The sequence below is a fragment of the Nitrospira sp. M1 genome (assembly GCF_965152605.1).
This window is the reverse complement of the sequence record NZ_OZ224217.1, coordinates 498,706-525,090: the sequence shown is the minus strand read 5'-3', so window position 1 is coordinate 525,090 and position 26,385 is coordinate 498,706. Positions and strand designations below refer to the sequence as shown.

General features: G+C 47.8%; 20 protein-coding genes and 1 tRNA gene. All 21 read right to left on the bottom strand.

From position 1 onward, the window contains the following. Positions 1-78: 78 nt before the first annotated feature. On the bottom strand, positions 79-1,191 hold the full coding sequence (locus ACWHX8_RS02500; RefSeq protein ID WP_447970398.1) for a cytochrome b: 1,113 nt from the start codon (positions 1,189-1,191) through the stop codon (positions 79-81). An 18-nt stretch (positions 1,192-1,209) separates the two neighbouring features. Continuing rightward, complete coding sequence (locus ACWHX8_RS02495; protein WP_447970397.1) at positions 1,210-2,154, bottom strand: QcrA and Rieske domain-containing protein; 945 nt, start codon at positions 2,152-2,154, stop codon at positions 1,210-1,212. Positions 2,155-2,179: 25 nt separating this feature from the next. Then, a complete protein-coding gene (locus tag ACWHX8_RS02490; RefSeq protein WP_447970396.1) occupies positions 2,180-2,986 on the bottom strand; it encodes a c-type cytochrome in 807 nt (268 codons plus the stop codon). Between the two features lie 25 nt (positions 2,987-3,011). Next, entirely contained in the window at positions 3,012-4,754 is a 1,743-nt protein-coding gene (locus ACWHX8_RS02485) for a cytochrome ubiquinol oxidase subunit I (RefSeq protein ID WP_447970395.1), read from the bottom strand. A gap of 73 nt (positions 4,755-4,827) precedes the next feature. Further along, a complete protein-coding gene (locus tag ACWHX8_RS02480; protein ID WP_447970394.1) occupies positions 4,828-5,388 on the bottom strand; it encodes a c-type cytochrome in 561 nt (186 codons plus the stop codon). A gap of 1,037 nt (positions 5,389-6,425) precedes the next feature. Beyond that, positions 6,426-6,776: a hypothetical protein gene (locus ACWHX8_RS02475; protein ID WP_447970393.1), complete on the bottom strand. Its 351-nt coding sequence runs from the start codon at positions 6,774-6,776 to the stop codon at positions 6,426-6,428. 38 nt (positions 6,777-6,814) lie between these two features. Continuing rightward, positions 6,815-7,834, bottom strand: a complete 1,020-nt coding sequence (hpnH, locus tag ACWHX8_RS02470; RefSeq protein WP_447971846.1) for an adenosyl-hopene transferase HpnH — start codon at positions 7,832-7,834, stop codon at positions 6,815-6,817. An 88-nt stretch (positions 7,835-7,922) separates the two neighbouring features. Further along, positions 7,923-7,998, bottom strand: a tRNA-Cys gene (locus ACWHX8_RS02465). Between the two features lie 68 nt (positions 7,999-8,066). After that, a complete protein-coding gene (gene ispG / locus ACWHX8_RS02460) occupies positions 8,067-9,272 on the bottom strand; it encodes a flavodoxin-dependent (E)-4-hydroxy-3-methylbut-2-enyl-diphosphate synthase (protein ID WP_447970392.1) in 1,206 nt (401 codons plus the stop codon). Between the two features lie 14 nt (positions 9,273-9,286). Next, on the bottom strand, positions 9,287-11,182 hold the full coding sequence (gene dxs / locus ACWHX8_RS02455) for a 1-deoxy-D-xylulose-5-phosphate synthase (protein WP_447970391.1): 1,896 nt from the start codon (positions 11,180-11,182) through the stop codon (positions 9,287-9,289). A gap of 155 nt (positions 11,183-11,337) precedes the next feature. Further along, complete coding sequence (locus ACWHX8_RS02450) at positions 11,338-12,087, bottom strand: tetratricopeptide repeat protein (RefSeq protein WP_447970390.1); 750 nt, start codon at positions 12,085-12,087, stop codon at positions 11,338-11,340. A gap of 191 nt (positions 12,088-12,278) precedes the next feature. After that, a complete protein-coding gene (locus ACWHX8_RS02445) occupies positions 12,279-13,487 on the bottom strand; it encodes a BamA/TamA family outer membrane protein (protein ID WP_447970389.1) in 1,209 nt (402 codons plus the stop codon). Positions 13,488-13,501: 14 nt separating this feature from the next. Next, on the bottom strand, positions 13,502-14,155 hold the full coding sequence (locus tag ACWHX8_RS02440; RefSeq protein WP_447970388.1) for an MlaC/ttg2D family ABC transporter substrate-binding protein: 654 nt from the start codon (positions 14,153-14,155) through the stop codon (positions 13,502-13,504). Between the two features lie 232 nt (positions 14,156-14,387). Next, positions 14,388-15,209, bottom strand: a complete 822-nt coding sequence (locus ACWHX8_RS02435; RefSeq protein ID WP_447970387.1) for a 5'-methylthioadenosine/S-adenosylhomocysteine nucleosidase family protein — start codon at positions 15,207-15,209, stop codon at positions 14,388-14,390. 15 nt (positions 15,210-15,224) lie between these two features. Next, positions 15,225-17,405 (bottom strand): squalene--hopene cyclase, encoded by a 2,181-nt coding sequence (shc, locus tag ACWHX8_RS02430; protein ID WP_447970386.1) that lies wholly within the window; start codon positions 17,403-17,405, stop codon positions 15,225-15,227. Between the two features lie 241 nt (positions 17,406-17,646). Continuing rightward, positions 17,647-18,951, bottom strand: coding sequence for a nucleotide sugar dehydrogenase (locus ACWHX8_RS02425; RefSeq protein ID WP_447970385.1), 1,305 nt, complete (start codon positions 18,949-18,951; stop codon positions 17,647-17,649). A 362-nt stretch (positions 18,952-19,313) separates the two neighbouring features. Beyond that, on the bottom strand, positions 19,314-19,760 hold the full coding sequence (locus ACWHX8_RS02420; protein WP_447970384.1) for a type IV pilin protein: 447 nt from the start codon (positions 19,758-19,760) through the stop codon (positions 19,314-19,316). Positions 19,761-20,113: 353 nt separating this feature from the next. Next, positions 20,114-21,931 carry a tetratricopeptide repeat protein gene (locus tag ACWHX8_RS02415; RefSeq protein ID WP_447970383.1) on the bottom strand — a complete coding sequence of 606 codons (1,818 nt, stop codon included), beginning with the start codon at positions 21,929-21,931 and terminating at the stop codon, positions 20,114-20,116. Positions 21,932-22,029: 98 nt separating this feature from the next. Continuing rightward, complete coding sequence (gene dnaB, locus ACWHX8_RS02410) at positions 22,030-23,379, bottom strand: replicative DNA helicase (RefSeq protein WP_447970382.1); 1,350 nt, start codon at positions 23,377-23,379, stop codon at positions 22,030-22,032. Further along, positions 23,366-24,691, bottom strand: a complete 1,326-nt coding sequence (gene hisZ, locus ACWHX8_RS02405) for an ATP phosphoribosyltransferase regulatory subunit (protein ID WP_447970381.1) — start codon at positions 24,689-24,691, stop codon at positions 23,366-23,368. Before hisZ ends, dnaB begins: the two co-directional genes overlap by 14 nt. 70 nt (positions 24,692-24,761) lie before the next feature. Continuing rightward, on the bottom strand, positions 24,762-26,357 hold the full coding sequence (gene serA / locus ACWHX8_RS02400; RefSeq protein ID WP_447970380.1) for a phosphoglycerate dehydrogenase: 1,596 nt from the start codon (positions 26,355-26,357) through the stop codon (positions 24,762-24,764). Positions 26,358-26,385: the final 28 nt, after the last annotated feature.

The window sequence follows — 26,385 nt, the reverse complement described above, 5'->3', positions numbered from 1 at the left end:
AACTACGTGTCTCAATGTAAAAAAAATTGACATTTCCAAGGCCATGTATTCTTCAGACAAGAAATTCTCGCCTTACGACTAGTGGAGAAACTCTCTATTAATAATGGCAGACACCGTAAAGATTAAAATACCGAGCATAATAACAATCCAGCCAACCAGTGCAACGGGACGCTTAAAAATATCGCGTTGCGGATTGGTATCAATAAACGGCAGCGCTGCAAGAAAAGCCATAAATGCCCCAGGAATGGCAATAGCCCCAAGAAATTGCCCAAACTCTCCACCAAACATCTTTAAACGTAACAGCTGAAATAGAAAGAGGAAGTACCATTCAGGCTCTGGATGATAATCTCCAGGATCCGGGGTCGCCTGTTCGAGCAGCGTGACGGGTTCAATAAATGCCAAGCAACAAACGATTAGAAATACTGTGGCCATTGCCACGATGTCTTTCCATATTTGCCGTGGGAAAAAGTAATCGGTCTTCGCTTTCAATTCCTCAGGAGTTCCTCTGAACGGACCAGCAGGACCTGCCTTGCGGAATAAAAAGATATGCAGCCCCGCTAATCCCATTAACCCTGCAGGCAATACCATCACATGAATCACAAAAAATCGACTTAACGTCATCTGGCCTGGAGTTGGGCCTCCCTTTAAAAAGCGAGCCATGAAATCTCCGACAATTGGTGTTTTATCCATGATCTCGACACCGACGACGGTTGCCCAATACGCCCGTTGATCCCAAGGGAGGAGATAGCCGGTAAAACCAAAAGCCATCACGATACCAAAAAGGGCTAACCCTACGAGCCATATAAGTTCTCGTGGTTTTTTATACGCACCCCACAGAAAAACCTGCGACATGTGCGCAAAGACCATCACCACCATCGCTGAGGATCCCCAGAAATGGTAACTTAGCAAAAACCATCCATACTCTACTTCGTGGATAATGTACTGAGTACTGTCGTACGCATGGTCAGTACTCGGAACATAATAAAACATCAACAAAATACCCGTGACCACTTGGAGGATAAAGATAAAGAGAAGACAAGAGCCAAAGGCATACGCCCATCGTGACCCTCCAGGGACAGGCTCATTGAGCATTTTGGCCTGTAAAGTCTTTAAGCCAACACGCTCGTCGACAAAGTCCACAACCTTCTCTAACGCATTAGGTTCATTCGCGGTACGTTGCTGATCATTCATGATGTTGTAGTAAGGGAGTTACAAAAGTCTGATTTGGTTTTTGACGCCGGCCTTATACTCAACGTCAATAATTTTAATTTCTCCACCAGCATTCACATCGAGCGGTAACACATCGAGCGCTCTTGGTGCCGGTCCATCTATCACTTTTCCAGCCTCATCATAGATACTCAGATGACATGGACATAAAAAGACGCCATCAGGATAGTTTTTCGTCCTTCTCCATTTATAGCCACACCCTAAGTGAGGACACTTTCCAGAGAATCCAATAAACGGTGAATTGGCTTTATTGACCCAAATGACATCACCCTTATCATCATAAAACTTTCTATCCTCGCCTTCGTACACAGCTTTCTTTACTTCCTCAGTAGCCTTTACAACCCAAATGTTTTTTTCAATCTGCTGCTCAGGCATAAAGGCTTCCTTAAAACCGCGAGTAAACTTAAACTGATAGCCGATATTTTCCTTTGACAGCTTTTTAGCACTCCCAACATTGAACCATGCATTATCGTACGGCTTATACATCGGTTTCATCAGGTACTTTAAGACCGGAAAGGCAAAGGGTAATGCAATCAGGGCTCCGATCGCATGTGTCATATTTGTAAAAAACGTTCGACGCGGGACATCACGCTCTAAACATGGGAGGGGAACTAGCACTTCCCCTGGATTCACATGAATATTATCTTCGAGATGCGCAATTTCTACTTCGTGAGTGGTCACATATTGATCTCTATTCAAGATGGGAAACTGTCCAAACTCTGAGGTCGAACAACGAAGAACAATTTCTTCTTCACTCAGGATTTCTTGAACGTCGCCGATTGGCACACAACGCTCCTGGCCCTGATTCCCAGACTCTTGAACAACAACATGGCTCACTTCATGAGAAATGGGGTCCATGATGACTTTTGAGATCTTTCCGACCTCACCATCACTACTTCGAGCTTTTGCAGTTAACTTAGGTTGCATAACACCAAATGCCTACAATCAAGGTTTAATTCATCTTAATGGGTTTTGGAGTTTCCACCGATGTATTCTTCAGAGTTGCAAGATAGGCAACAAGGGCATCAATTTCTTCATCAAACATCAGATCTTTATACTTATCAGGCATTTTGCCTTTTTTATACTGCTTATCAAAGCCTTCCGCCATCCAACTTTTTGGATAAAGGATTTTTTCTTTAAGCTGTTCTGGCGTCATCAGACTTCCAATGTTATCCATTACCGGTCCACGTTTTTTACCACCTTCACCACCTAATTTATGGCAGTTGTAGCACTCTTGCAGTTCCCATTGCTCTTTCCCGAGAGCCACAATATCTCCTCCAGCACCTGAAGCTGCAGGGACAACCTCTTCAACGACTTCAATATTCCCACCACCCAACGAGTTCAACTTTTTATCGATCGCTATCGCCCGCTCATCAAGTGCCTTTGCACGTGCAATGAGTTCCTCAGCTTTTCCTTTTTGAGTTCTAGCTTTTCGCGCCTTAAGCAACTTATCGATTTTACCTTTTTCAACTTCCGGGTCATATTGAGGTAGCCCACTCGCCCCTGCCGTGAACATGACAGAGAGTACGATATAGAACACAACCAACCCAATTGCAGCCTTCGGTCCTTCAAGACGATTCATCGTTGGGGCATCAAGTAAGATGAACACGAGAGCACCCAACATGGCATACGAAAAGAACATCACTTGAAACACGAATGGGAAACCAGTCAGCTTGGCAACCACGACTAAAATCACGCCAATAATGACTCCAATAATTCCCTTTTTCATGATGTTACCCACGAGACTTTGCTGAGCCATTCGCTTCTCCCTTATATCGCTGAAATTACTTCGCCCCTTCTGGAACAGGAACTCCCTGCGCTTCAGGAGCCTTATCTTTTGTGATGCGCAAAGTCACCATGATGGCAAAACTCACGACGGTAAAGAACACGACCGTGCATCCAGTGATCCACCACGCCGAATAAGCCAGCGTAGGCGTAAATGCTTCAGCTGTAAAATCTGGAAGCAGGTTGTACACATGAAAGTACTTTCGAGTCAACGACCGAACCGTTCCCATAAGACCCATCGTCCAAATAGCACTGAATGCCAAGAAAATGAGAACGAATTGAGAGGCGAAGTCGATTTTCCCCCACGAAATACTTCCTACGCGAATTCCACGATTATAGAGAATATAGTTAACAATAGTTAAATACACCAAGGTAAATGCCGCCGCATTCTTCGCCGGCATCAAGGCAAGCTCCTGAGCCCACTCTGGCAATTCCAAAGCATGCGTGGCCTCCCCTTGTGTCGCAACAAACCCATGCGGCGTCATCCAAATTGCATCAGCCACAACAATCATCAAAAATCCAACCTTGATCATGGTAAACGCTGATACCGTAAACTTTAATCCAGGCAACCGACTGAGCACCGGCGGCAAGATCACGAGCGCCGCGAGATAAATCAAAGACTGCCATTCCGGTGGTGGAAACATTTTCCATGCGAGTCCCATTACCGCAGGCATCACAATAACGGCAATCATCACCAATCCAGAAATTCGAACTTGTTCAACCCCCTGAATTCGCTTCATACTGAGCCAGATATAATAATTGCTGGCAAGGAAGATAAGACCAATCATCGCGCCTTGCATTTCAAAAAACATCGACAATTGGTCGGCCATCATGTAGGGGCAGATCGACGCGTCATAGTCACAAAGCTCATAAGCTAACAAATAACCCATGAATGGGAGAAGGAGGAGAGCGCCAACCCCAATGAGATTGCCGATAAAGCCCATCCAGTCATAATACGCACGCTCTTCATCAGTTCGGGAACGCATATACATGTAGGCTGCTATAAGCCCGGCGATAAACCCACCAAACGTGACATTGCCCACAAGCCTGTGCAAATTCAAAGGCATCCAACTGTAGTTGGCCACCTTGTCCCATAAACCAGCCGTCTGTATGAATTCGACAAGCGACATGCCTTCCGCCGCTTTAGCAGGCGTGTTCATAAATGCGGTAGGCCCGTCAATGACGAACAGGGTAATCGTTCCAACCAAATTCAATAAGACACCTAACGCGATGTGCCTTGCCTTCTTACTCCCCTTCATTGAATCCCAAGAATAGAAGTAGGTGTATAGAATGATGGTTTCTGCAATAAACAAAAGAGGGTATATAACTGCAAAGACCAGGAAGAAATGCTTGATGAGCCATGTCGTAAAGTCAGGGTACGTGCCCAATAAAACAAATATAAAGAGGCCTCCAGTGAGCGCCGTCATACTGTAGAGAATGACAGTGACCTTGGTGACCTCTTTTGCTAGGCGATCATACTTCGGATCGTTATTCTTGTAGCCCAGCCATTCAGACACAACAGCAAAGATTGGTGCGCCAAGAATGAAGGCCGCAAATAAGATGTGCAACTGAGCCACAACCCACACAGCTGTCCGATTTCCAGCATAGGGGAAATCGACAGGTGGCGCATCGGGGGCCTGCCCATACGCAGCAGCCGCACCTAGCACCAACAAGCCTGGCAAGAAAAGTAGACTTCGGCTTAATGTTTTCAAGGGTCGTGGCCCTCCTTCTTTAGCTTTCATGTGCCCCATGAACAACTTGTAATCTTCTTGGTTTAACTAAAACTTTAAGATCTTGCCTCCGCTTAGCTCCAACTCATTCTGCTGGAGCTTCATCGGTTGGAGCTTCTGCTGCTGGAGCTTCTTCAGTTGCGGCTCCTGCCGCCCCGGCCGTACCCACTGGAACCCATTGCTTCTTTGCAACGTCATACTCTAGCCCCTTAAGACCAAACGTCGCTTCAAAGGCAATAACTTTCCATATTTCATCTTCTGAAAGCTTGCTCTTCCAGGATTTCATTTTTGTTCCTTTTACACCTTCCGACACGCGCCAGAACCATTGCGAATCCGAATATAATTTCATGTGTTCGGTCTGCCTGAAGTCACGGGCTCCAGCCTTGACCGGCTTCCCGTTCTTTCCATGACAGCTTGCACAATTCACATCAATGTTTTGCTGACCGGTGTAAATGGCCTGCCCTTCGGCAATAATATCTGCATTTCCCCAGTGATCTGGAGGCATGTGTTTATCCGCATACTCTGGTGGAGCTGGCGGCGGAGGTTTTGGAGGTCCCTCAGATCCTCCACCGCATGCCGTGAGGGTTAATCCAGCAACGGATAGACCGACCAATAAGACGTTTCTAAAACTATAACTCTGCTTCATATAACCCCCTAGTTGAACGTTGTGATATACAAACTCATCAAGGACACATGCCGACTACTTCACACAAACACATTTTGTCTTTCTCGCAAAAAAGCGCTTTCCCCTGCCATAAAGCCAGAAACAAAAGCGCTACCCACATCAAGCTTTTCAGCAACTCAATGAATGAATGTGTCTTTTATTACACCTGGTTATGCATGCAGTCAGCGTCTTACGTAAGTGGAATTGCCACAGCTTTTGCAAGCTCAACACCTACCCACTTCCATTCCAGTAATGGTCTCCTTAGTAGTTCACCTTTCTGCTATAAGTGGATAGAGAGACGCGACCTTTGCTCTTCATGACTTTTGTCTGTCCAGAAAAATATAATGAGATCGAGCGACATGAAACAATCACACAAAGACAAAATCATTCCGCCCAAGGCCCAGACTCACCACCTACCCCACTTGCCATACCGAACATTTACCGTACACTGATAAATGCCTGAAACGCTCAAGTAAAAAATCATTGATCGTGTATATAGTAAAGATACAAAAACTACGAGCCCAATCAATACCTCATCAAACCACGCAAGCTTTTAGCACAATCAGAGGCTAAACCGATACTCTTTTAACACGAATAATTCTACACTTGCGGACACAGGCTTCATTGCTTTGATTCTTTAGGTCTCGCTTCGATGACTTTACTATATTCCGATGCTTGAAAACTATTTCTTGGCTATCAAAGATTGAAGCATTCAACTGAAAAATAGTTAGATTCTTCATAGTCAAAAAAGGTCCGTGGTTTCTAGCACAGACAAGAGGTAATCGTCAATGATGACAGCACAATGTTTCTTAGAATACCGGCATTTTCGTCAATCTTCATCAATGATAATTTTATGTGTGATGAGGTCAAAACGAACAGTTGCAGAACGTAGGCACACGCAAAGATAAAGCAACAGGATCAACCATATGTATCACTGTACAATGAAAGACTTTAAAACAGGCGAGAAAAGGACAATACGGAAAACGAAGGAGGAAGGAATGCGTGACGAGCGAGGAACGTTAAGCTTTCTTCTGCGATAACTTCTCCATCTTGTTGACCCAGTCATCCCAAGATTTTCCGAAGGCCGTATCTTCTCCAGAAAATTCCAGAACGGCAAGGTCTTCATATGGAATGCTCCGCATACCAGACTGGCCTTTAGGAAAAATTTTAATGGTCGAAGACGAGGACTGCACATCTCGGTCATAGACATACCCCTCGATCAACTCACCGGACTGCAGTTCAATCCTCACATCTCCGCGATAGTCAAAGGCCAAATCAATGACTCGTTGCCGCTCTTGAGGGTCAGATAATTGAAACCTTTGCCCCTCAAGGCTTTTCGCAGCAGACGGTGATTGTTGATGATTATCCATACCTAGTAAGAGAGAGACGTACACTCCATAGGGGAAACCTAGGAAGTCACATGAGGAAATAACGTGGATCTGACTGTCCCTAAAAACCCTGACCAAGAACTGAAGGTGTCTTCGACCGCTGAGGCTTCATAGCCACAATGCACCATACAATCCTGACATTTCTCATTTCGACCCGTTCCATAACGCTCCCAGGGCGTCTCTTCCATTAGCTCTCGGAACGACGATGCATAGCCATCTTGGATCAAATAACAGGGTTTTTGCCAGCCAAAAATATTATACGTGGGATTGCCCCAGGGCGTACATTCATACTCTCGCTTCCCCATCAAAAATTCCAAGAAAAGTGGAGACTGATTAAACTGCCAGCCCCGCTTTCGCTCACTGAGCAGTTGCGTAAACAGCGCATGCGTCCGTTCGCGCTTCAGAAAACTATTCTGATCTGGAGCCTTGTCATAGCTATAGCCTGGCGAGATCATCATCCCTTCAACGCCTAACCCCATCATCTCGTCGAAAAATTGACGGACACGAGAAGGGTTCGCATCGTTAAATAATGTGGTATTGGTGGTTACGCGAAAGCCACGCTGAAGAGCCGCACGAATCGCCTTCACCGCCACATCGTAGACTCCCTCTCGACACACCGCATGATCATGTTCATCTTTAAGACCATCCATGTGAACGCTAAAGGTCAAGTACTTAGAGGGCGCATAGTCCGACAGTTTCCGCTCAAGAAGAATGGCGTTGGTACATAAGTAGACATATTTTTTCCGCTCAACCAAGCCCTCGACAATTTTGGGCATCTCCGGATGAATCAACGGCTCTCCCCCGGGAATGCTAATGATCGGCGCATCACAATCATCAGCGGCGGCCCAACATTGCTCTGGAGTTAACCGCCGATCAAGAACATGATCAGGATATTGGATTTTCCCACATCCGGCGCACTCAAGATTGCAGCGAAAAAGAGGCTCCAACATGAGCACGAGGGGATAGCGCTCAACCCGCTTAACTTTTTGAGTGATCACGTACTTTGCAACGGTATACATCTGAGAGACTGGTACAGCCATCATGCTCTCCTTATACGATACATCGAATATTGACCTATGATCATAGTATATTAGACTTTTTTGAGTTGGAAAGGTTACAGAGAAAATATGGAGGCGCCGAGCGGGTTCGAACCGCTGAATCGCAGTTTTGCAGACTGCTCCCTTAGCCACTTGGGTACGGCGCCCGAAGGCGTATTATAGAGACTATCAGTCAACGAAGACAAGAATGACAGAGACGTGTAGCTGCAAAACATTACGAACGCGCAGGCAACACAGGAATTTCTTTTCGTCCAATCACTTTTTCTTCGTCTTCTGAATTGTTGAAAGAAGGAAACTGAGAGGATTGAAAGGCTGGAAGGGCTACATCTGCTTGACCCGTACTCGCCAACTCCGCTTCTTTTTCCTGAGCCATCATTTCAACTTCTTGAATCAACACATCAATCAACTCTTCTGACGGAACCTTGCGAACAAGCTTCCCTTTTTTAAACAAAATACCAGAACCTTGCCCACCGGCAATCCCAATGTCGGCCTCCTTCCCCTCTCCGATGCCATTGACCACACAGCCAAGCACAGAGACGGTCAAAGGAGTTTTGACATGACCAAGCCGATTCTCCAATTCATTCGCCATACGAACAACATCGATTTCCACACGGCCACACGTCGGACAGGCGATCACATTCACCCCTCGATGTCGCAACTCTAAGGACTTTAATATTTCAAACCCAACCTTGACTTCTTCCACTGGATCAGCGGCAAGCGAAACCCGCAAGGTATCGCCAATGCCTTGCGACAGAAGCCACCCCAAGCCCATGGAAGACTTAATCGCACCAGTCATCGCCGTTCCGGCTTCCGTGATGCCAATATGCAAGGGATAATTAGATTGCTGCGCAAACAACCAGTAGGCATCAATCGCCATATGAACATCCGAGGCCTTGAGTGACACTTTCATGTTGGTAAAGCCAACATCTTCCAACGCATGCACCGCATTTAAGGCAGACTCTGCAAGGGCTTCAGCCGTGGGATAGCCATACTTCTCAAGAATTGGCTTTTCAAGAGAACCACCATTCACGCCAACTCGCAGCGGAATGCCGTTGTCATTGACAGCCTTTATGACTTCTTCCGTCTTCCACCACGGCCCGATATTGCCAGGATTAATGCGAACACAATCAACAATTGCAGCCGCCTTAAGTGCAAGGCGATGGTCAAAATGTATATCGGCAATGAGTGGAACGGTCATGTGAGGTTTAATCTTCGACAAGGCCGCAACAGCCTCTTCATCGGGTACGGCAACTCGAATCAGTTCACACCCAGCTTGCTCCAACTGATGAATCTGCTCAAGCGTACCCTTCACATCGCTGGGATGAGGAATAGTCATGGATTGAACGGAAATTGGCGCATCTCCGCCAATTTTGACATTCCCAACCTGTATTTGCTTGGTTTTCCTACGAGTGATATACACGATAGTATTCCAGACTAATCCATCACAGTGTGGAGAGGAACTCGTGCGAGCAAGGCCTTGGCTTGGTCATAAATGCCATTCGCCGTTAGCCCATATTTTTCTCGCAAAAGGTCTTGAGGACCCTGTTCTATATAAAAATCTGGCAGCGCTAAGACCTTGGTCGGAATATGCCAGAGACCTTGATCAGACAACGACTCGAGCACGGCTGATCCAAACCCACCCATCTGGCACCCTTCTTCCATGGTCAGCAAGCATTTCACCTTCTTGGCGACCGTTCCGATTAACTCGTTATCGAGAGGCTTGACGAAGCGTGCATTTACGACTGCTGCAGAAATACCTTCTTGAGCCAGCCGTTCTGCGGCCTCCATCGCATGGTGCACTAACACCCCAACCGCGATCAATGCCACATCGTCTCCATCTCGCAAGAGCTCACCTTGCCCAAGCGGTAAAGGCTCTGGAGTCGCATCCATCGGCACCCCAAGACTTGCCCCGCGTGGATACCGGACAGAAACGGGACAGTCATAATGAATGCAGCTCTTCATCATATGCTGCAGTTCGTTCTCATCTTTTGGAGCCATCACTACCATATTGGGCACATGTCGTAAGAAGGCAAAGTCAAATGCTCCATGATGCGTTGTCCCATCTTCCGCAACCAACCCTCCACGATCAATACACAACGTGACGGGTAAATTTTGCGTCGCCACATCATGCACCACTTGATCGTAGGCCCGTTGCAGAAACGTTGAATACATGCAAATGACAGGGCGCATGCCCTGAGCGGCCAAGCCTGCGGCAAAGGTCACGGCATGCTGCTCGGCAATTCCCACATCATAGATTCGATCAGGAAAGGCCTTTTCAAACGCGGCCAGCCCAGTGCCTTCACACATCGCCGCCGTAATCGCAACAATTCGCTTATCATCCTTGGCCATATCGACTAAGGTTTTCACCGCTATTGCGCTATAGGAAGGCCTTGTGGCTTTTTTCGTCGGCTCTCCAGTTTTCGCATCGAAGGGTGAACAGGCATGAAACCAAACCGGGTTTTTCATAGCCGGCTCAAAACCTAAGCCTTTTTTGGTAATGACATGAAGAAGTGTCGGACCTTTCAATTTGAGCACATTGTCCAGCGTCGTCAACAAATGCTCAAAGTTGTGTCCATCAATCGGCCCAACATAACGAAAGCCTAATTCCTCAAAGAGCAGACCTGGCAGTAAAAACCCTTTGGCCAGTTCTTCCGCCCGAATCGCCATCTTTTTGACTGGCTCACCAATCTGGGGAATAGTTTCGAGAAGCTGCGACGTTTCTTCACGTAATCGCGTATAGAATTCACCGGTAAACGTTCGATTGAGGTACGCCGAAATTGCCCCAACGTTTCGAGATATAGACATCTGATTGTCATTGAGGATCACGACTAAATTTTTCTTGAGATCGCCAGCATGCTGCAACCCCTCCAAGGTCATACCTGCCGTCAAAGCTCCGTCCCCCACGACACAGACCGTCCGATGAGGGAGTCCCATTTGTTCATGCGCTTCGGAATAGCCAACAGCCGCCGATACGCCAGTTCCCGCATGTCCGGCGTTAAACGCGTCATACTCGCTTTCTTCACGCTTACAAAACCCACTCATCCCGCCAAACTGCCGTAATGTATGAAATTGCTCTCGTCGACCCGTGAGAAGTTTGTGCGCGTACGCTTGGTTACTCGTATCCCACACGATTTTATCGTTCGGGGTATCAAGCAAGTAATGCAACGCGACTGTGAGCTCCACAACGCCTAAATTTGACGCTAAATGCCCACCGACATTCGAAAGAACAGAGATGATTAAGCTCCGGATTTCCTGACACAATTCAGGAAATTCTTCGGGCGATAATTTTTTAAGATCTGCAGGACTCTCAATCCGTTGTAGTATCGACATAGCTATAACCTTTCGCTGTTCATATTGAATTCGTCGCCAGGGCAGGAAAACATACAGGAATCGACAATACTACGTAGTTTTCATTATACCTGTAATTCTCCCATAGACAGGGAAACAAGTCAAGAAATCTTGTTGCCAACTTAAGAAGTCATATGCTAATGCGATTCGGCTGAATTCTGCACATTCCCCTCAAGCTTTTGAAGAATCTTTTCGGCTTCAGGTTTATATCGAAACGCCCAACTCCAATTCTGTTCGGAGGGGTGACGTTGAACAATATTCCGTAGCTCTTTCGTCGCCGCAGCCACATTCTTTCTTTTGACATAGAGCTTCGCAAGATCAAGTCGTGCGTGAGTATCATGCTCATCAGCCAGCACAGCTTTTTTCAAGTAGGCCAATGCGGCATCTTCATCTCCCCCTAAAAACCACGGCAATTCATCCAACATCCGGCCAAGCATATGCAAGGCCGGGGCATGATCAGACTGCAACTCCACGGCTCTGTTCGCATGGAATTTCAATTCATCTACCACGAGTGCAGAAGCCATACGGCCCTTGAGTTGCGTGGCACTCCCGAGATTTGCAGCATAAAAAAAGTGCGCATCGGCAAGCGACTCATCGTGCGTAAGAGCCTGCTTCGCCAAACGAGCGCCTGCTTCATGGATGGCGATTCGTTGCGTATTTCCTTCAGCACTGAGGTCACCTAATTGCAAATACAGTCCGGCAAGCCGACTCAAGACCTGCGGCTCATTGGGACTTACTTGCGTTACAGCCTCTAATCGCTGAATATCTTCCTGAATCACCTGAATGTGCTCAGCTCTCTCCAGGTGAGCCCACACCGGACCGCTTGCGGCACACACACACGCAAACACAATCCATCCAACGACTTGCCGAGAAGGTATCCATTTCAAAAAACCAAAACCCCTTCCACGGCTATAGCCGTTCCAATATACTTCTGTCTGTATGACGTGTGTTGTTGTGCTGTGTACATGATGTACATTCGGCTGGAAGTTACTTGGTTTCGCTATAGACTGTCCCCTCGTTTCCACGCCTTCCTCGCTCATGCTGAAAAAAATCCTACCATTTTTACGTCTCTCATTGCCTAGAACGGATAATCCAACCCGGCAAAGACCGCTCCTCCTTCTTTACTGTACGCCCAATCTACGCGCCCAACCACATTTGGACGAACAATTCCGCGGAACCCAACTCCTGGAGTCACCTCATATTCACTAAACTGTCTGAATTCAAAATTACTATACGTCCGCCCCATATCAACAAAGGGCGCGACCTCAAACTCTACGTTCACATTAAAAAATCGAACCCCAAGGACATGAATTCGTTCTTCAACATTCAGTGACACCAAATGCCGGTCAATAAAACGATCCTCACCAAACCCACGCAAGTTGTGTTGACCGCCAAGGGAGCTTCGTTCATAAAAAGGAATCCCATCGCCAAAGCTCAACTGAACATTTCCGCGTATAGCCAAGATCATTCGCTTTGATGGGGTCGGGAATAACGCTCGCACATCGACGCCATACCGAAAATACACAAAATCATTAAGACTTTGCCGTTGAAAATTATGACTGGCCTCAGCGTAGGCCTCAGCACGGGTTCCAGCGGTTGGCGTGATGAGATTGTCTCGAGTGTCATATTGAAAAACTAATCGATTCGCCAAGATTGCCGTCCGCTCGATTCCCGTAAGTCCGGCGAACCGAACTCCCGTAAATGGCCGAGCCTTCACACCGCCCGGCTGCACTTCCACATCACGATACCGCTGTCCAATCATCAGCCGTGTCACATCGTTCAGATGCACCCCAAAGCTCCATTGCACCCCAATTTCCCGGCTCGTATAGTTGGATTCGTTACTTTCTGGCGTCGTCTGCCCAATCCCATAGAACCGTTTTGTGGCGTTTTTAAAAAACTCGGCGCCCACATCCAGAAAAAATAAGCCTTGGATAAATCCGGGATCCTGGTAACGAATTTTCAGCTTTCGTTCAATCTCCTCGGTGTAGGACCCCACAAACTCCATTTGGCGACCAGCAGACCAATAGCGGTAATAGTTCATGGTCCCACGGACTCCCAAAAATGAATTATGAATCGCCATGGGCGCCATGAGCGAGACAAGATTTCCCTCGTCGTCGGACTCAAGGACAGGAATAATAAGGCCAAAGTCTTGGCCATCGTTCTTCGATGCAGAAATAGCCGGAACGGCAAAGATAGACTGACTGGCCGAGGCAAGAGACGGACATATGCTGAGAGAGACTGCGAACAAAAAAAGGAGGGTACTCAGAAACCAACGGCAATGAGGCATGAAACACAACCCAATCAGGGCTGAGTCGCCTGATCGGCTTTCGTCCGCAATTTCGTCAACAGACCTTCAAACGAGGAGGTTTTGAGGATACGCGCAAATTGCCCGCGATAGTTTTTCATCAAGCTCACCCCGTCGATAATCACATCATACACTCGCCACTCCTGACCTTTTTTGAGCAAGCGGTAATCGATAGGAACACGAGACTTCGGTGAGATGACCTTCGTCTGCACTTCAGCAAAATTGCCCTTCGTGCGTTCTTTCAGATACTCGACTTTTTCTCCGGAATAGGAGTCAACATTGCCGGCATAGGACTTGGTAAGAAATCGTTGAAACAGAGCCACAAACTCCCGCTGCTGTTGCGAATTAAGATTACCCCATTCTCGCGAGAGCGTCCGTTTTCCCATTTCCTCATAGTCAAAGCGTTGACCGATCACCTCAATCAACCGCGTCAGGCGCTCTGATTTTTTGTCCTCACTCTGCAATTCTTTCTGTTGCAAGACAGCGAGAACCCGATCAATGGTGCCTTTAATAGCCTCGGTTGCCGACCCAGCATCAGCGGCATGCCCAATAGAGGACACTCCAAGCACACACCCGAGAAAAAGACCGAGGACAGTCACACGTAATCCACAGTTTGATTTCATTCGATGCTCCATTGCACGCTGGTTCATAAGCTGTTCACCTTATTGTGCATTCCCTACAATACCATGACGTACACAAATTAGTCTCTGGGCCATGGAAAACGTTACACGACATTCAAAACGTCCCGTCTGGCAAGGACTGACCAAGCCCTTCCTCATTTTACGCAACGTCTGAATCTTATTGGGAGATCCTTCCATTAACTTCCTATCAATCTTACCACGGGAGAGGGTTGATGCAATAAAACCAAGTCACAGGTCCACGTCAACTTGTAGAGGTGCGGCGTTGCGAGTCATAGCGTTGTCCAACCTCCTCCAAAAATATCTGAAAAAACTGGGTGAGACTTCGAGAAGCCGCCACCATGTGTTTTCGTAATTGAAGTATGTGGAGTACGGATGTAGGTTTCCGTATTATCTCACCCACGCCTTTCATCCAGTCGCCTGGATGAAGAAACAAATTGAAATCTATCGGAAGATCTTCATCGCTCAAATCCGATATGGTCCGGACCACCATAAACGGAATATGTTGAGTCTGCGCAACATACCCTAATGACGCACTTTCCATATCGAGCGCCACCGCATGTGTCCGGTCGGCCACAATCTTTTTTTCCGCACCAGTTCCGACTATGCGTGAAAGAGATACGATGTGACCGAACTGACTTCCGCTATCGATGGAACGGGCAAGGCGTAAAGCATGACTTCGAAACCGATCGTCACACACAATCGGGGTTTGGCCAGGGGAATGAGGGAAAACTGAGGCTGCATCCATCATCACTTCATGACCAACCACAATCGCACCAATGGAACACGGAACCAACGCTCCGGCAAACCCTGAAGACACCACGACATCCCACGATGCATCACTGAGCACAGACCGAGAGATGTCATAGGCTTTTTGAGGACCGATACCTGACTGAAATACAGAGACGTGCGCCTTCCCTCGACGCCCAATCGCACATCGAACGCCAGCCATGGTGGTCGTTTGCTCTACCGCCAAAGCTTTGAGGACAGCCTGATATTCCCAACGAGTCGCAGTAAAAATGGCAAGCGTAACTTGGGGAACCTCGGATGAGACAATTGGCCTCACAGATCTACTGATCGCTTAGAGGTTTTTTTGATGATGTCGTCGGGCTGCCTGTGTGGCAATGCGCAATTCATCAGCTCGTGACTGGCCATTCATCTTGATATTTCGATACATCGCCAGGGCCCACAAGGGGAAATACTTGAAATACCCATGGTAGCGGAGATAAAACACGCGGGGGAATCCAGTTCCTGTATGAAAAGGCTCATCCCATACCCCATCTTGCCGTTGATGACGCAGCAAGTAATTCACGCCGCGCACGACGCTAATGGAATCTGAGGCGCCTGCCGCAAGCAAGGCCATCAATGCCCACGCGGTCTGCGACGCAGTGCTTTCACCTCGGCCAGCCTGACCAGGATCAGCATAGGACTCGCACGACTCGCCCCACCCTCCATCATGATTCTGAACCGTTTCTAACCAAATCACAGCTTTTTGAACCCACGGAGCGGTCATATCAATATCAATCGCGCGAAGCCCCGAGAGCACACACCATGTCCCATAGACATAATTCACACCCCAACGACCATACCAACTCCCATCCGCTTCCTGCTCACGTTGCAAGAACTCTAAAGCCGGCTCTACCGCTGGATGTGAGCGATCATACCCTAATGTGCCCAACATTTCGAGACATCGGCCGGTCAGATCGGCTGTACTCGGATCTAGTAGCGCCTCATGATCGGCAAATGGAATTTTGTTGAAGATAAGACGATTATTGTCTTTATCGTAGGCTCCCCAACCACCATCGGACCCTTGCATGGCTAAGGCCCATTCGCAACCCGATCGAATCGCGTCATCTCGATCAGCCGGCAATTCTGTCTCAAGTTTTGACAAGGCAATGACCACAGCGGCCGTGTCATCCACATCTGGATACCAATCATTTTCACCCTGAAAGTACCAACCGCCGGGACGAGCGTCGGGTGACGACACGACCCAATCGCCGACTCTGTCGGTTTGACGCGATCGCAACCAGGAGGCTGCACGCAATAACGACGGATGATCAGCTTTCAACCCACGCTCAACAAGCATATCCAAGGTCAATGCCGTATCCCAAACAGGTGAGACGCAGGGCTGAAGATGCAGCGTTCCTCTTTGACTCCCCCCATCACGAGACGGTGCATACACCTCAAGAGCTTCGATTTCTTTCAGTGCTTTGGCAATCTGCGGATGATCAACCGAATAGCCTAACGCCTGCAGGGCCACGATTGAATTCGCCATGGCTGGATAAATGGCTCCCAGCCCTCCCTCCCCCTGCATATGTTCCAACATCCAGGCTTCAGCCTTTTTGACGGCACGCTTTCGTAGCGATTGCACGGGGTACATCTCATACAGTTTCAGAACCGAGTCAATCCAGACAAAAAAGTTCCGCCAACTCAACCAGACTCCATCCTTCGTAAAAGGCGAAACCTGTGAATAGTCGACCTGGTTCGAAGGCTGAACAAACAGTTCTTCAATCCCTTGTGCCTTCGAAATATGACAAAGAGGTCGTTTTGCAAAAATGATGAGAAGGGGAATAATCACGACGCGCGACCAATACGACACCGCATACAGATTAAAATACAACCACTGAGGCGCCAACATAATTTCAGCCGGCATGCTCGGCACCCTTCTCCAGGGGTACTGTCCGAATAATGCCAAGGTAATCTTGGTAAAGACATTGGCTTCAACCACGCCCCCACGATCAAGGATCAACTCGCGTGCCTTCTTCATGAACGGTTCATCAGGCGAGACGCCACAGAGCTTTAAGGCAAAGTACGCTTTGACCGATGCGCTGAGATCTGTTGGACCACCTAAATAAATTGGCCATCCCCCTTCATCCAATTGCATGTCAATCAGGTAATGCATCGCCTTCCGTTCCCGCTCGGGATCAACGCGATCCATAAATCTTCTCAACATCAGATATTCAGAGGTAAGCGTCGTATCGGCTTCGAGTTCAGCGACCCAGTATCCCACCTCTCTATTTTGGTGAGAGAGGAACCAGGATTCCCCTCGTAGCAATGCCTCTTCAATCGACTCAGCATGACCGAGCGTTGCCGAGGACGCACGGCTTGAAGACGACGGAGCCGAAGGTACGGGATTGGGATTATGAGAAACGAGTTTCAGGTCTGGGGTATGTCGCGTTGTCGCACGGGACTTTAAGGCTGGATGAACATTCGATAACAAACTGTCAGAAAGACGCACCAACAGTTGCTTGAAAATCCTCATAAATTATTTGCGAACGTCTGGTATATGAAAACACCGATGAAGAGAATGCACGAGCATTCATAGGGATACCCCCACGATACCCCTTATGCTGTAGAGGACTATTGCTTATAGCAAAACACCTAGGCACTGTCAACGCAATGCGAGAGATTGAGATGAAGGCAGGTTCGCCTAAAGAAAGGAACGGAAGGAAGGACGAAAGGGAAACAGTGACGTCAAAACTATGATCTACTTCCCCTTATCATCACGAAAGCAAAATAATACGTTCTCGATCATGCTGGACATGCTTCGTTCCATTACGAGTATCAAACACGACAGATGCCTGCTTGACAATCATGTCATAGTCAAAAGCCGAATGGGCCGTCAAGATAAGGGCACACGAGCTTTTGGCAACGAGCTCTGGGGTGAGTTCTTGAGATTTATACTGCCGATCTGCAATAGAAATGCTTGGAGCAAAGGGATCCGAATACACCAGCGTGGCATTTTCACGTTGCAATAATTCCATGACTTTTGTCGCCGGCGATTCACGCTCGTCGCTAATATCGGCCTTATACGTGACTCCCAACACTAACACTTGCGCTCCATTCAGACATTGGCCACGTTGATTGAGCACACGCTGCAGTTTACTGACAACGTAATAGGGCATATTTTCATTGATTTCGCCGGCCAATTCGATAAATCGAGTATGAATATCATATTCCTTCGATTTCCACGCCAAATAATAGGGGTCCAAAGGAATACAATGACCGCCAACGCCTGGGCCAGGATAGAACGGCATAAACCCAAAATTTTTGGTCGCCGCAGCATCGATCACTTCATACACATTAATGTCCATTCGGTCGCATAGTAACGTGAGCTCATTGACCAATGCGATATTCACCGAACGAAACACGTTCTCAAACACTTTGGCCATTTCCGCCACGCGCGGAGAACTCAGCGGAAATATTTTGACAATAGACTGTTCGTAAAAGGCCTTCGCCACTTCACGACAACCTTCCGTCACACCACCAACGAGCTTGAAGGTATTATGCGTCTTAAAGTCCTCATTGCCAGGATCTACCCGTTCAGGAGAAAAGGCCACAAATAAATCCTTTCCAACCGTCAGGCCCCGCTCTACTAATCGAGGAAGAATCACTTCTTCTGTCGTACCTGGATATGTGGTGCTCTCCAACACCACTAAAAGATCTGGATGCGCATACCGTGCAAGATGCTCTGTCACCTTTAAAATCGCAGTAATATCCGGCTCTTTATTTTTGGTAAGCGGAGTCGGCACACAAATAAGGACAACGTCACAATCCTGTAACTTCGAAAAATCGGTGGTGGCGACAAGCTTCTTACTCTCCACAACCTCGTGGAGCTCCACGTCATCTACATCACCAATGTAATTATTCCCTTGATTGACCAAATCGACTTTTTCAGCGACTGAATCGATTCCGATGACAGAAAACCCTGTTTTAGCCTGAAGAACGGCAAGAGGAAGTCCAACATAACCGAGACCAACAACGCCAACTTTGGCTGAACGATCTTTAATTTTCTCCAACATCTTCATCTATCACTCCTCCTTGAGCACCTTCGTATGGCTATCACAGACATTCATCTTTTCCATCGGGTAGGTCAATCGGAAACTTTATAGCGAAATGACATAACTTCCAAGAGGTAACTTTGGCTATGATCTTTGCCATCACCGGGAAAAAGCCGAGAATAGGCCGCCGGGATTAACCCTGTCCACTCCTGTTTATAGATAAGGGTCGCCAAGACAACGCAATATCACATGTCGTAGAGACGGCAGTGTATAGGAACGGCTATAACCATAGAAAGGCAATATCATTGTCGAATCAAATTTCGTTTCGGGGAGAATCAGACAGAACACACCCTGCGACCATCATGACCTAAATGGAGTGCCCGGACTTCCTACGATGAAACATCATTGGTCACATTTGTTAACACTTTATCTTGATCAATGGCCCAGACATCACAGGTGGTATCACCATCGATATTTCCAATGGCGACAGCCACAAAACTGTTTGGCGTCGCCTGGTCCAAGGTTGATGCGGTACAACCAGGCGGAAGCGTCCCGAGGCTAGACTTTCCAATTTCATAGTAATACCGTTGCGATGAACCACTCACCGCAAACCCTATTGCATTAAAATCGTCAATATAGCCATTATTTTCTGCAAAATACGCAATCTCACCGGTATGAATAGCGACCAAATTATTCTTGGCCTCCGTCTGCTTGGCCTTTGCTTGATACGTCATAAACTTGGGGATGGCAATAGTCGCAAGTATACCAATAATCGCCACGACAATCATAAGCTCGGTTAAACTAAACCCTTGTCTATTGCGTACGTGCTTTCTCATATGAATTCTCCTACGGATAAAGCGACCCTAATGCACTCGACATTCTGGGGGTGTTGCTTACAACGAGCTATCACACAACCACTGCTACTATTGTGCAAGAAGCTCCATCATTTGTCTATTCCCATACTGCATTCGATCTATGAACATCACAACTGACAGTCAGACGCGTTCCACTTCATTCGAGTCTCTTGTCGGTCAACCCAAATGGAAGCCTAAGTAAACAATTCGTGATGCGATATTCCATATGTACGAGACCACCCCAATGACTGACAATAGCCCAAATGAGGGGCAGAGGAACTTCGGCAAAGTTATAAAAACAGTGACCCGCTGCCGCCCGTGATTTCTACATACGTTTAGGGAGTGAAGGAATGTTCAGAAGCGCTATGACTGACTTTGGGAAGTTCTGACTGGAGTGTACCCTGTGAAGTCGGCTCACCAAATCCTTGATCTCGAAACCGCTTGATCAATCGCTCATTCGACGAATCAAGTTCAAGTGACCGCGCCCAGGCCTTCTGAGCTTTGTCTAACTCATCCCGTTGAAGGTATATTTCACCAAGATGTTCAAATATAACTGGATCATCGGCAATTAACGACAACGCATGATTAATCGTTGCCAGAGCCTCCTCACTTCGCCCAACTTTGAACAAAGCCCAACCGAGGCTATCGATATAATATCCATTATTCGGCTTTAATTTCACAGCACGTTGAGTGAGTTTGAGTGCCTGTTCGACCTGAACCCCACGATCCGCGTAGCTATAGCCGAGATAATTCAAGGCATCGGCATGTTCCGGCTCCAATTTCAATGCATGTTGCATGGCCTGAACAACATCGTCAAATCGATCCAATTTGTCATAGGCCGTACCCAGATTAAAGTGGAGATCTGCATTCGTCGGATCTTGCTGTATGCCTTCCTCAAACTCTTGGGCTCCAGACTCATAGTCTTCTTGCTGAAGATACGTGAGACCCAATAATAAATATGGCTCTGATCGCTTCGGATGAATGTGTTTCGCTTGCTCTAAGTGTGAGACGGCATCGGGGTACTGTTTTTGGCGGTAAGACAAAAACCCAAGATGTAATAAACTGTCATAGTACTGCGGGTTAATCTTGAGATTGGCTTGATAGGTGTCTATCGCCTGCTGAAAATCTTTCTGCTCTTCATACATAAGGCCCAGATAGTCGCGAACGCGCAACTCATTGGGTCGTGCCTGTAAAATTGCGGTCAGCTCATCAATCGCTTGTTGATAGTTACCCATTTCGCCATAAATCAACGCCGTACGAACTTTAATGTTCAAATCATCTGGATGATCTGCTGCAAGCAACGCTAATTGTTTCAAGGCATTCTCGTACGAGTGGTCAATGAGATATAGCCTGACAAGTTGCAAGCGAAATTCTTTATCATGAGGGTTTACCTCACGCAGGTATTGTTCGTACACATCAGCAGATTCCTGTTGCTTCTTTTGATCCTCATGCAAACTGGCCAAGCTCTGGTAGGCACGGCGAAAGTCTGTCCGTAATTCTATGGCCTTTTTAAAATGCTGCTCTGCCGCATCGACTTCACCTGATTCATTGATTGTAATGCCAAGATAGTAATGGGCTGCAGAAGAACGTGGAACTTGAGCGATTGCTGTTTCAAAGATAACCTTAGCTTCCGCTGTCCGCTTAAGACCCAAAAGAAGCATCCCTTTTGAAACATACCCTTGCTCTTCTCCTGGGGATGCGGCAATCACGCGATCGAAAATGGATAGCGCTGTCTTCGAATGACCAGTTCCCGCATACACGCGCGCTAACTGCATTAGATGAGAGACATCCTCAACCTCTGTCAACGGAATGGCATTGGCCATTTCAACGGCCAAAGACATCTCACTATTCGAAAAATGTAGCGTCGCAATGCGTAATTTTAAAAATGCTGAATCAGGATCAACTCGCAATCCCTTTCGATATTCCGCGATGGCCTCTCTTGGATTATTGGCCAATTCAGCCATATAACCGCGAAGAAAGTGATAGTAGGCTTGAGGATTCACCTGTACAGACACAGGACGTGGAGGGGGAGAAAGCTTAGGATTTCCCTGAGGGGCGGTACCGCACGACAAAATCAACAGAGGAGTGGCGAGAAACACGAGCGAGAGCCGTGCCCGACAAGAAGAAAAATGTTCCCAATATTGACGACCCAAAATATCCACCTAGATCACGATCACCAAGTTCATGTGTATTCTATCATGATCGGCACACAGACGGGATCTCACAATGAAAAAAATTTATAATCGATATTTTACTGGCTCTGTTGATGCTCCTCAAGATCTCGAAACGCCGCATATTGCTCATGAAAGTGAAGACGAGGCTCACCAATAGGACCATTTCGGTGCTTACGAACAAGAATTTGAGCCACACCCTTTTCTTCTGTGTCAGGGTCATAGACTTCATCACGATAAATAAACATGACCACATCGGCATCTTGCTCAATCGCACCAGATTCCCGCAGGTCAGCAAGTACGGGTCTTTTATCCGTCCGATTTTCAACCGCGCGGCTTAACTGCGACAACGCAATAATTGGAATATCAAGCTCCTTCGCCAATCCCTTCAGTGCACGCGAAATATCAGAGATTTCCTGCTGCCGCGACTCAGAATCTCGCCGACCTTCCATGAGCTGCAAATAGTCAATAATTAACAGGTCAAGGCCGTGCTCGGCCTTGAGGCGACGGGCCTTGCCTCGCATTTGCTGCACGGAAAGGTTGCCGGAATCATCGATGTAAATTTTCGCCTCCTCCAGACGAGTCGCCGCATTCGTCAAGGCTTTCCAATCATGACTGGATAGCTGACCCGTTCGAAGCGCATGAGAATCGAGCAACGCCTGTGAACTCAACATCCTCAGCACAAGCTGGGCTTTTGACATTTCCAAGCTAAAGATCCCAACCACGGCATTGCCTTTGATTGACGCATTTTCCGCAATCCCGAGCGCCAGACTGGTTTTACCCATGCTTGGCCGACCAGCAATAATGATGAGATCGGAAGGCTGTAACCCTGCCGTAAGATCGTCAAGTCTGGCATATCCTGTTGGAATGCCCGTGATACGTTCCTTACGACTGTAGAGACGATCAACAATTTCTACACTTTCTTTAATAATGTCGCTGACTGGCAGAAACGAGCGCCCTAACTTTCCTTGCGCTAAACGAAAAACCTCTCGTTCTGCAAAATCTAACAATTCATCAGTAGGACTTGTTCCTTCATACCCTCGAGTCGCCACATCTGTGGCCGTGCGAATCAGTCCACGCAGCATGGATTTATCATGGACGATCTTACTATGGTATCGGATATTCGCGGCACTGGCTACCATGTGGACGAGTTCAGCTATATACGATGCCCCGCCGATATTCTCTAATTCGCCAATGCTTTTCAGGTGTTCGGTTAATGTAATTTGGTCAACCGGCTCATTGTGCTCCGAGAGCGTCATCATCGCTTGGTAGATAATGCAATGAGCTGACCGATAAAAATCTTCTTCCGATACAATCTCAATCGCACGGTTTAAGGCTGCGTTATCAAGTAAAATCGCGCCAAGCACAGATTGTTCCGCCTCCAGATTTTGTGGAGGCAGACGGAGATCGGTCATTTCAGACACTGACATGAGGCGGTCCATTCAATAGGTCTGGCAATTCATGGCACTCGACCGTCGACAGGCGAGGTTGCTTCTGTTGAGATGCACATTTCATCAGCACAACAGAGTGAGGAGGTACGCGAGGAGCACCGAAGATAATAGCTGTGACTGTCCCCATTTTTTTTGCACGATCACGCGCGTGATGAATCAGAGCAGATTTTCCAACCACCACGGCTTCTTGAATAACCTGCAACCCTTCGCTTCGTAACCGCTGTGCTAACTTATATGCCACACCAAACTGTTTAAGAGGAGCCATAAGCAAGATCGGCACGCCCTGCGCTCCGGCATGGAATCCGATGGGATCTAAGCTCGCAACCACACGATCCATATTAAGGGCAAACCCTGTTGAGGGTAAATCTCGTCCAAATCGACCTAATAAATGATTATACCGACCTCCCCCCCCTAGCTCAGAACCAAGTGACGAGGTAAAGACATCGAATACCACACCGTCATAATAATCAAATCCTCGAGACTCACCAAGATCTAACAACATATGATCCTTGAGTCCCGCAAGGTCAAGTAAATGATAGACCTTGGCTAAACGCTCAAGCGGTCGCGTTAACGCCACATCTTTTCCAGCAACCGACCTCCCCCATTCCAGCACCTCATCCTGCCCACAACGCCCAGCGGCATCTAAAATGACCTGTGTTTTCTTTCGAGGCAAGCGTTCCTGGCCTAAGATACTTTCTAGTGCGGGGAGATCCTTATGGGCCGCCGCGGATTCCGCTTTTCGTTGCCCAGCCTCCGATAAACCAGACTTCGTTAGCAAGGCATGATAAAACCCGACATGGCCAAGCGAGACTTTAAAGTCTGGAAGACCCACAGCCTTCAGTAACTCAATGAGGGACATCAAGACTTCAGCGTCGGCATTGGCATCGTCCAGCCCAATCAACTCAACCCCAACCTGGAAAATCTCCCGTTCTCGTCCAGCATGTTCCGCTTCATAGCGAAAGACGGTCGTGCGATACGACAGCCGTAAGGGAAGGCCTGCACCGCCCATTCCCATCGCAACAATTCGTGCAATTTGCGCGGTGATGTCCGGACGGAGCACAAGGATACGACCCGTGGTCCAATCCGCAAATTTATAACACTTCTCTAATACTTCCGGAGCAAGGCCGCCAGACAGGACATCAAGATATTCAAAGGTTGGAAGAATGATCTCACGATAACCCCATCGTGAGAGAAGCGTGATGAGTTGACTTTCTAATGTTCGGACACGGCGCGCGGTATCCGGCCCAAACGTAGCCGTTCCGATTGGAATGAGGGAGCGCGCCGGTTTCATAGAAAGGTTAAAGAGAAAAATCGACTCGTGGTTATCGTTTGAACCCAGGAAAAGAATAGGCCTGGCCCACCTAGTGACCTTTAGAGAGATCGACGAGTCTCGCCGAGAGGATCCCATCCTCTCGCTTCACAACATCTAAAACCTCTGCCGGAGGAGGGGAATCTAACCCGAGGATCAACAGAGCCTGACCACCTTGCTGTTCGGCTCGAGAACATTGCATTTGCGCAATATTCACCGAATGTTCACCAAGGATTCGCCCAACGGTCCCAATGACGCCCGGACGATCAACATTGTCGATCAAAATCATTTGTCCATCACAAATCACCTCGACCTGGAATTGGTTGATCTCAACGATACGAGGTTCTTGTCGATGAAAGAGCGTCCCGGCGAGATGATAACTCTTTTGCCCCGTGTCGACTTTGATACGAATAAGACTGGTGAAATCGCCAGCGTCACTGCTCTTGACTTCTTTTACCTCGACTCCACGTTCTTTCGCCACAACTGGAGCATTCACAAAGTTAATGACATCTTCCAGAATCGGAGATAACAAGCCCTTGAGCACCGCAATGGTCAGTGGGGCCACCGATAGTCCGGCCACTTCACCAAAATATTCTACCGTGACAGATTTGACTCCCCCTTCAATGAGCTGAGCTTGGAAATGCCCCATACGCTCGGCCAGCGTTAAGTATGGCTGGAGCTGAGGAAGGACCTCTGGCGACACCGACGGAACATTCACCGCGCCACGGGCCAGACCACGCTTAAAGTAATCCACAAACTGCTCGGCTATCCCAATCGCCACGTTTTCTTGCGCTTCTTCTGTCGAAGCCCCGATATGCGGCGTACAGATGAAATTGTCGAGCGTCAGCAAAGGATGATCAGCCTTGATCGGCTCTTCTTCAAATACATCAAACGCCGCCGCATACACTTTCTCGGCTTTCAACGCGTCATATAAGTCCTGCTCATTGATAATGCCGCCTCTTGCACAATTCACGATCATCACGCCGTCTTTCATGTCCTTGATCGTCGTGGCATTAATCAGACCCTTCGTTTCATTCGTCAACGGGGTGTGCACAGAGATGACATCGGCCCGCTGAAACAGCTCTGCCAATTCAACAACTTCAATCCCCATCTGCTGGGCACGATCTTTTGCCAAATACGGGTCATACCCGATCACGTTCATGAAATGTCCTTGGGCTAATTTGGTCACATGGGAGCCTATTTGACCGAGCCCAACCAACCCCATCGTCTTGTTGTACAATTCCACTCCCATGAACTTACTTTTTTCCCACTTCCCGGCTTTCATAGAAGCCGTGGCTTGGGGAATCTTACGGCTCATCGACACGACCATCGCCATCGTGTGCTCGGCTGTTGTGATGGTATTCCCGCCTGGAGTATTCATCACAACAATTCCGCGTCGGGTTGCCGCATCAGTATCGACATTATCAAGCCCCGTCCCGGCTCGCCCGATGATGCGCAGTCGCCCACCCGCCTCAATCACCTCTTTCGTGACTTTGGTAGCGGAGCGCACAATGAGCCCTTCATAGTCTTTTATTTCTTTGAGTAACTCTTCTTTGGACAACTTGGTTTTCACACCAACCGAAAACCCAGCATGTTCCAACACTTCAACTCCACGAGCAGACAATTTATCACTCACTAAAATATTCATAGGTATCTTTTAAGCAACCTCCTCTTTC

Excerpts from the sequence above, each read along its gene's own strand:
- ACWHX8_RS02440 (WP_447970388.1), bottom strand. The coding sequence starts at position 14,155 with ATGAACCAGCGTGCAATGGAGCATCGAATGAAATCAAACTGTGGATTA.
- ACWHX8_RS02480 (WP_447970394.1), bottom strand. The coding sequence starts at position 5,388 with ATGAAGCAGAGTTATAGTTTTAGAAACGTCTTATTGGTCGGTCTATCC.
- shc (WP_447970386.1), bottom strand. The coding sequence starts at position 17,405 with ATGAGGATTTTCAAGCAACTGTTGGTGCGTCTTTCTGACAGTTTGTTA.
- hisZ (WP_447970381.1), bottom strand. The coding sequence starts at position 24,691 with ATGAAACCGGCGCGCTCCCTCATTCCAATCGGAACGGCTACGTTTGGG.
- ACWHX8_RS02495 (WP_447970397.1), bottom strand. The coding sequence starts at position 2,154 with ATGCAACCTAAGTTAACTGCAAAAGCTCGAAGTAGTGATGGTGAGGTC.
- dnaB (WP_447970382.1), bottom strand. The coding sequence starts at position 23,379 with ATGTCAGTGTCTGAAATGACCGATCTCCGTCTGCCTCCACAAAATCTG.
- dxs (WP_447970391.1), bottom strand. The coding sequence starts at position 11,182 with ATGTCGATACTACAACGGATTGAGAGTCCTGCAGATCTTAAAAAATTA.
- ACWHX8_RS02475 (WP_447970393.1), bottom strand. The coding sequence starts at position 6,776 with ATGGATAATCATCAACAATCACCGTCTGCTGCGAAAAGCCTTGAGGGG.
- hpnH (WP_447971846.1), bottom strand. The coding sequence starts at position 7,834 with ATGGCTGTACCAGTCTCTCAGATGTATACCGTTGCAAAGTACGTGATC.
- ACWHX8_RS02500 (WP_447970398.1), bottom strand. The coding sequence starts at position 1,191 with ATGAATGATCAGCAACGTACCGCGAATGAACCTAATGCGTTAGAGAAG.
- ACWHX8_RS02485 (WP_447970395.1), bottom strand. The coding sequence starts at position 4,754 with ATGAAAGCTAAAGAAGGAGGGCCACGACCCTTGAAAACATTAAGCCGA.
- ACWHX8_RS02420 (WP_447970384.1), bottom strand. The coding sequence starts at position 19,760 with ATGAGAAAGCACGTACGCAATAGACAAGGGTTTAGTTTAACCGAGCTT.
- ACWHX8_RS02425 (WP_447970385.1), bottom strand. The coding sequence starts at position 18,951 with ATGAAGATGTTGGAGAAAATTAAAGATCGTTCAGCCAAAGTTGGCGTT.
- serA (WP_447970380.1), bottom strand. The coding sequence starts at position 26,357 with ATGAATATTTTAGTGAGTGATAAATTGTCTGCTCGTGGAGTTGAAGTG.
- ACWHX8_RS02490 (WP_447970396.1), bottom strand. The coding sequence starts at position 2,986 with ATGGCTCAGCAAAGTCTCGTGGGTAACATCATGAAAAAGGGAATTATT.
- ACWHX8_RS02445 (WP_447970389.1), bottom strand. The coding sequence starts at position 13,487 with ATGCCTCATTGCCGTTGGTTTCTGAGTACCCTCCTTTTTTTGTTCGCA.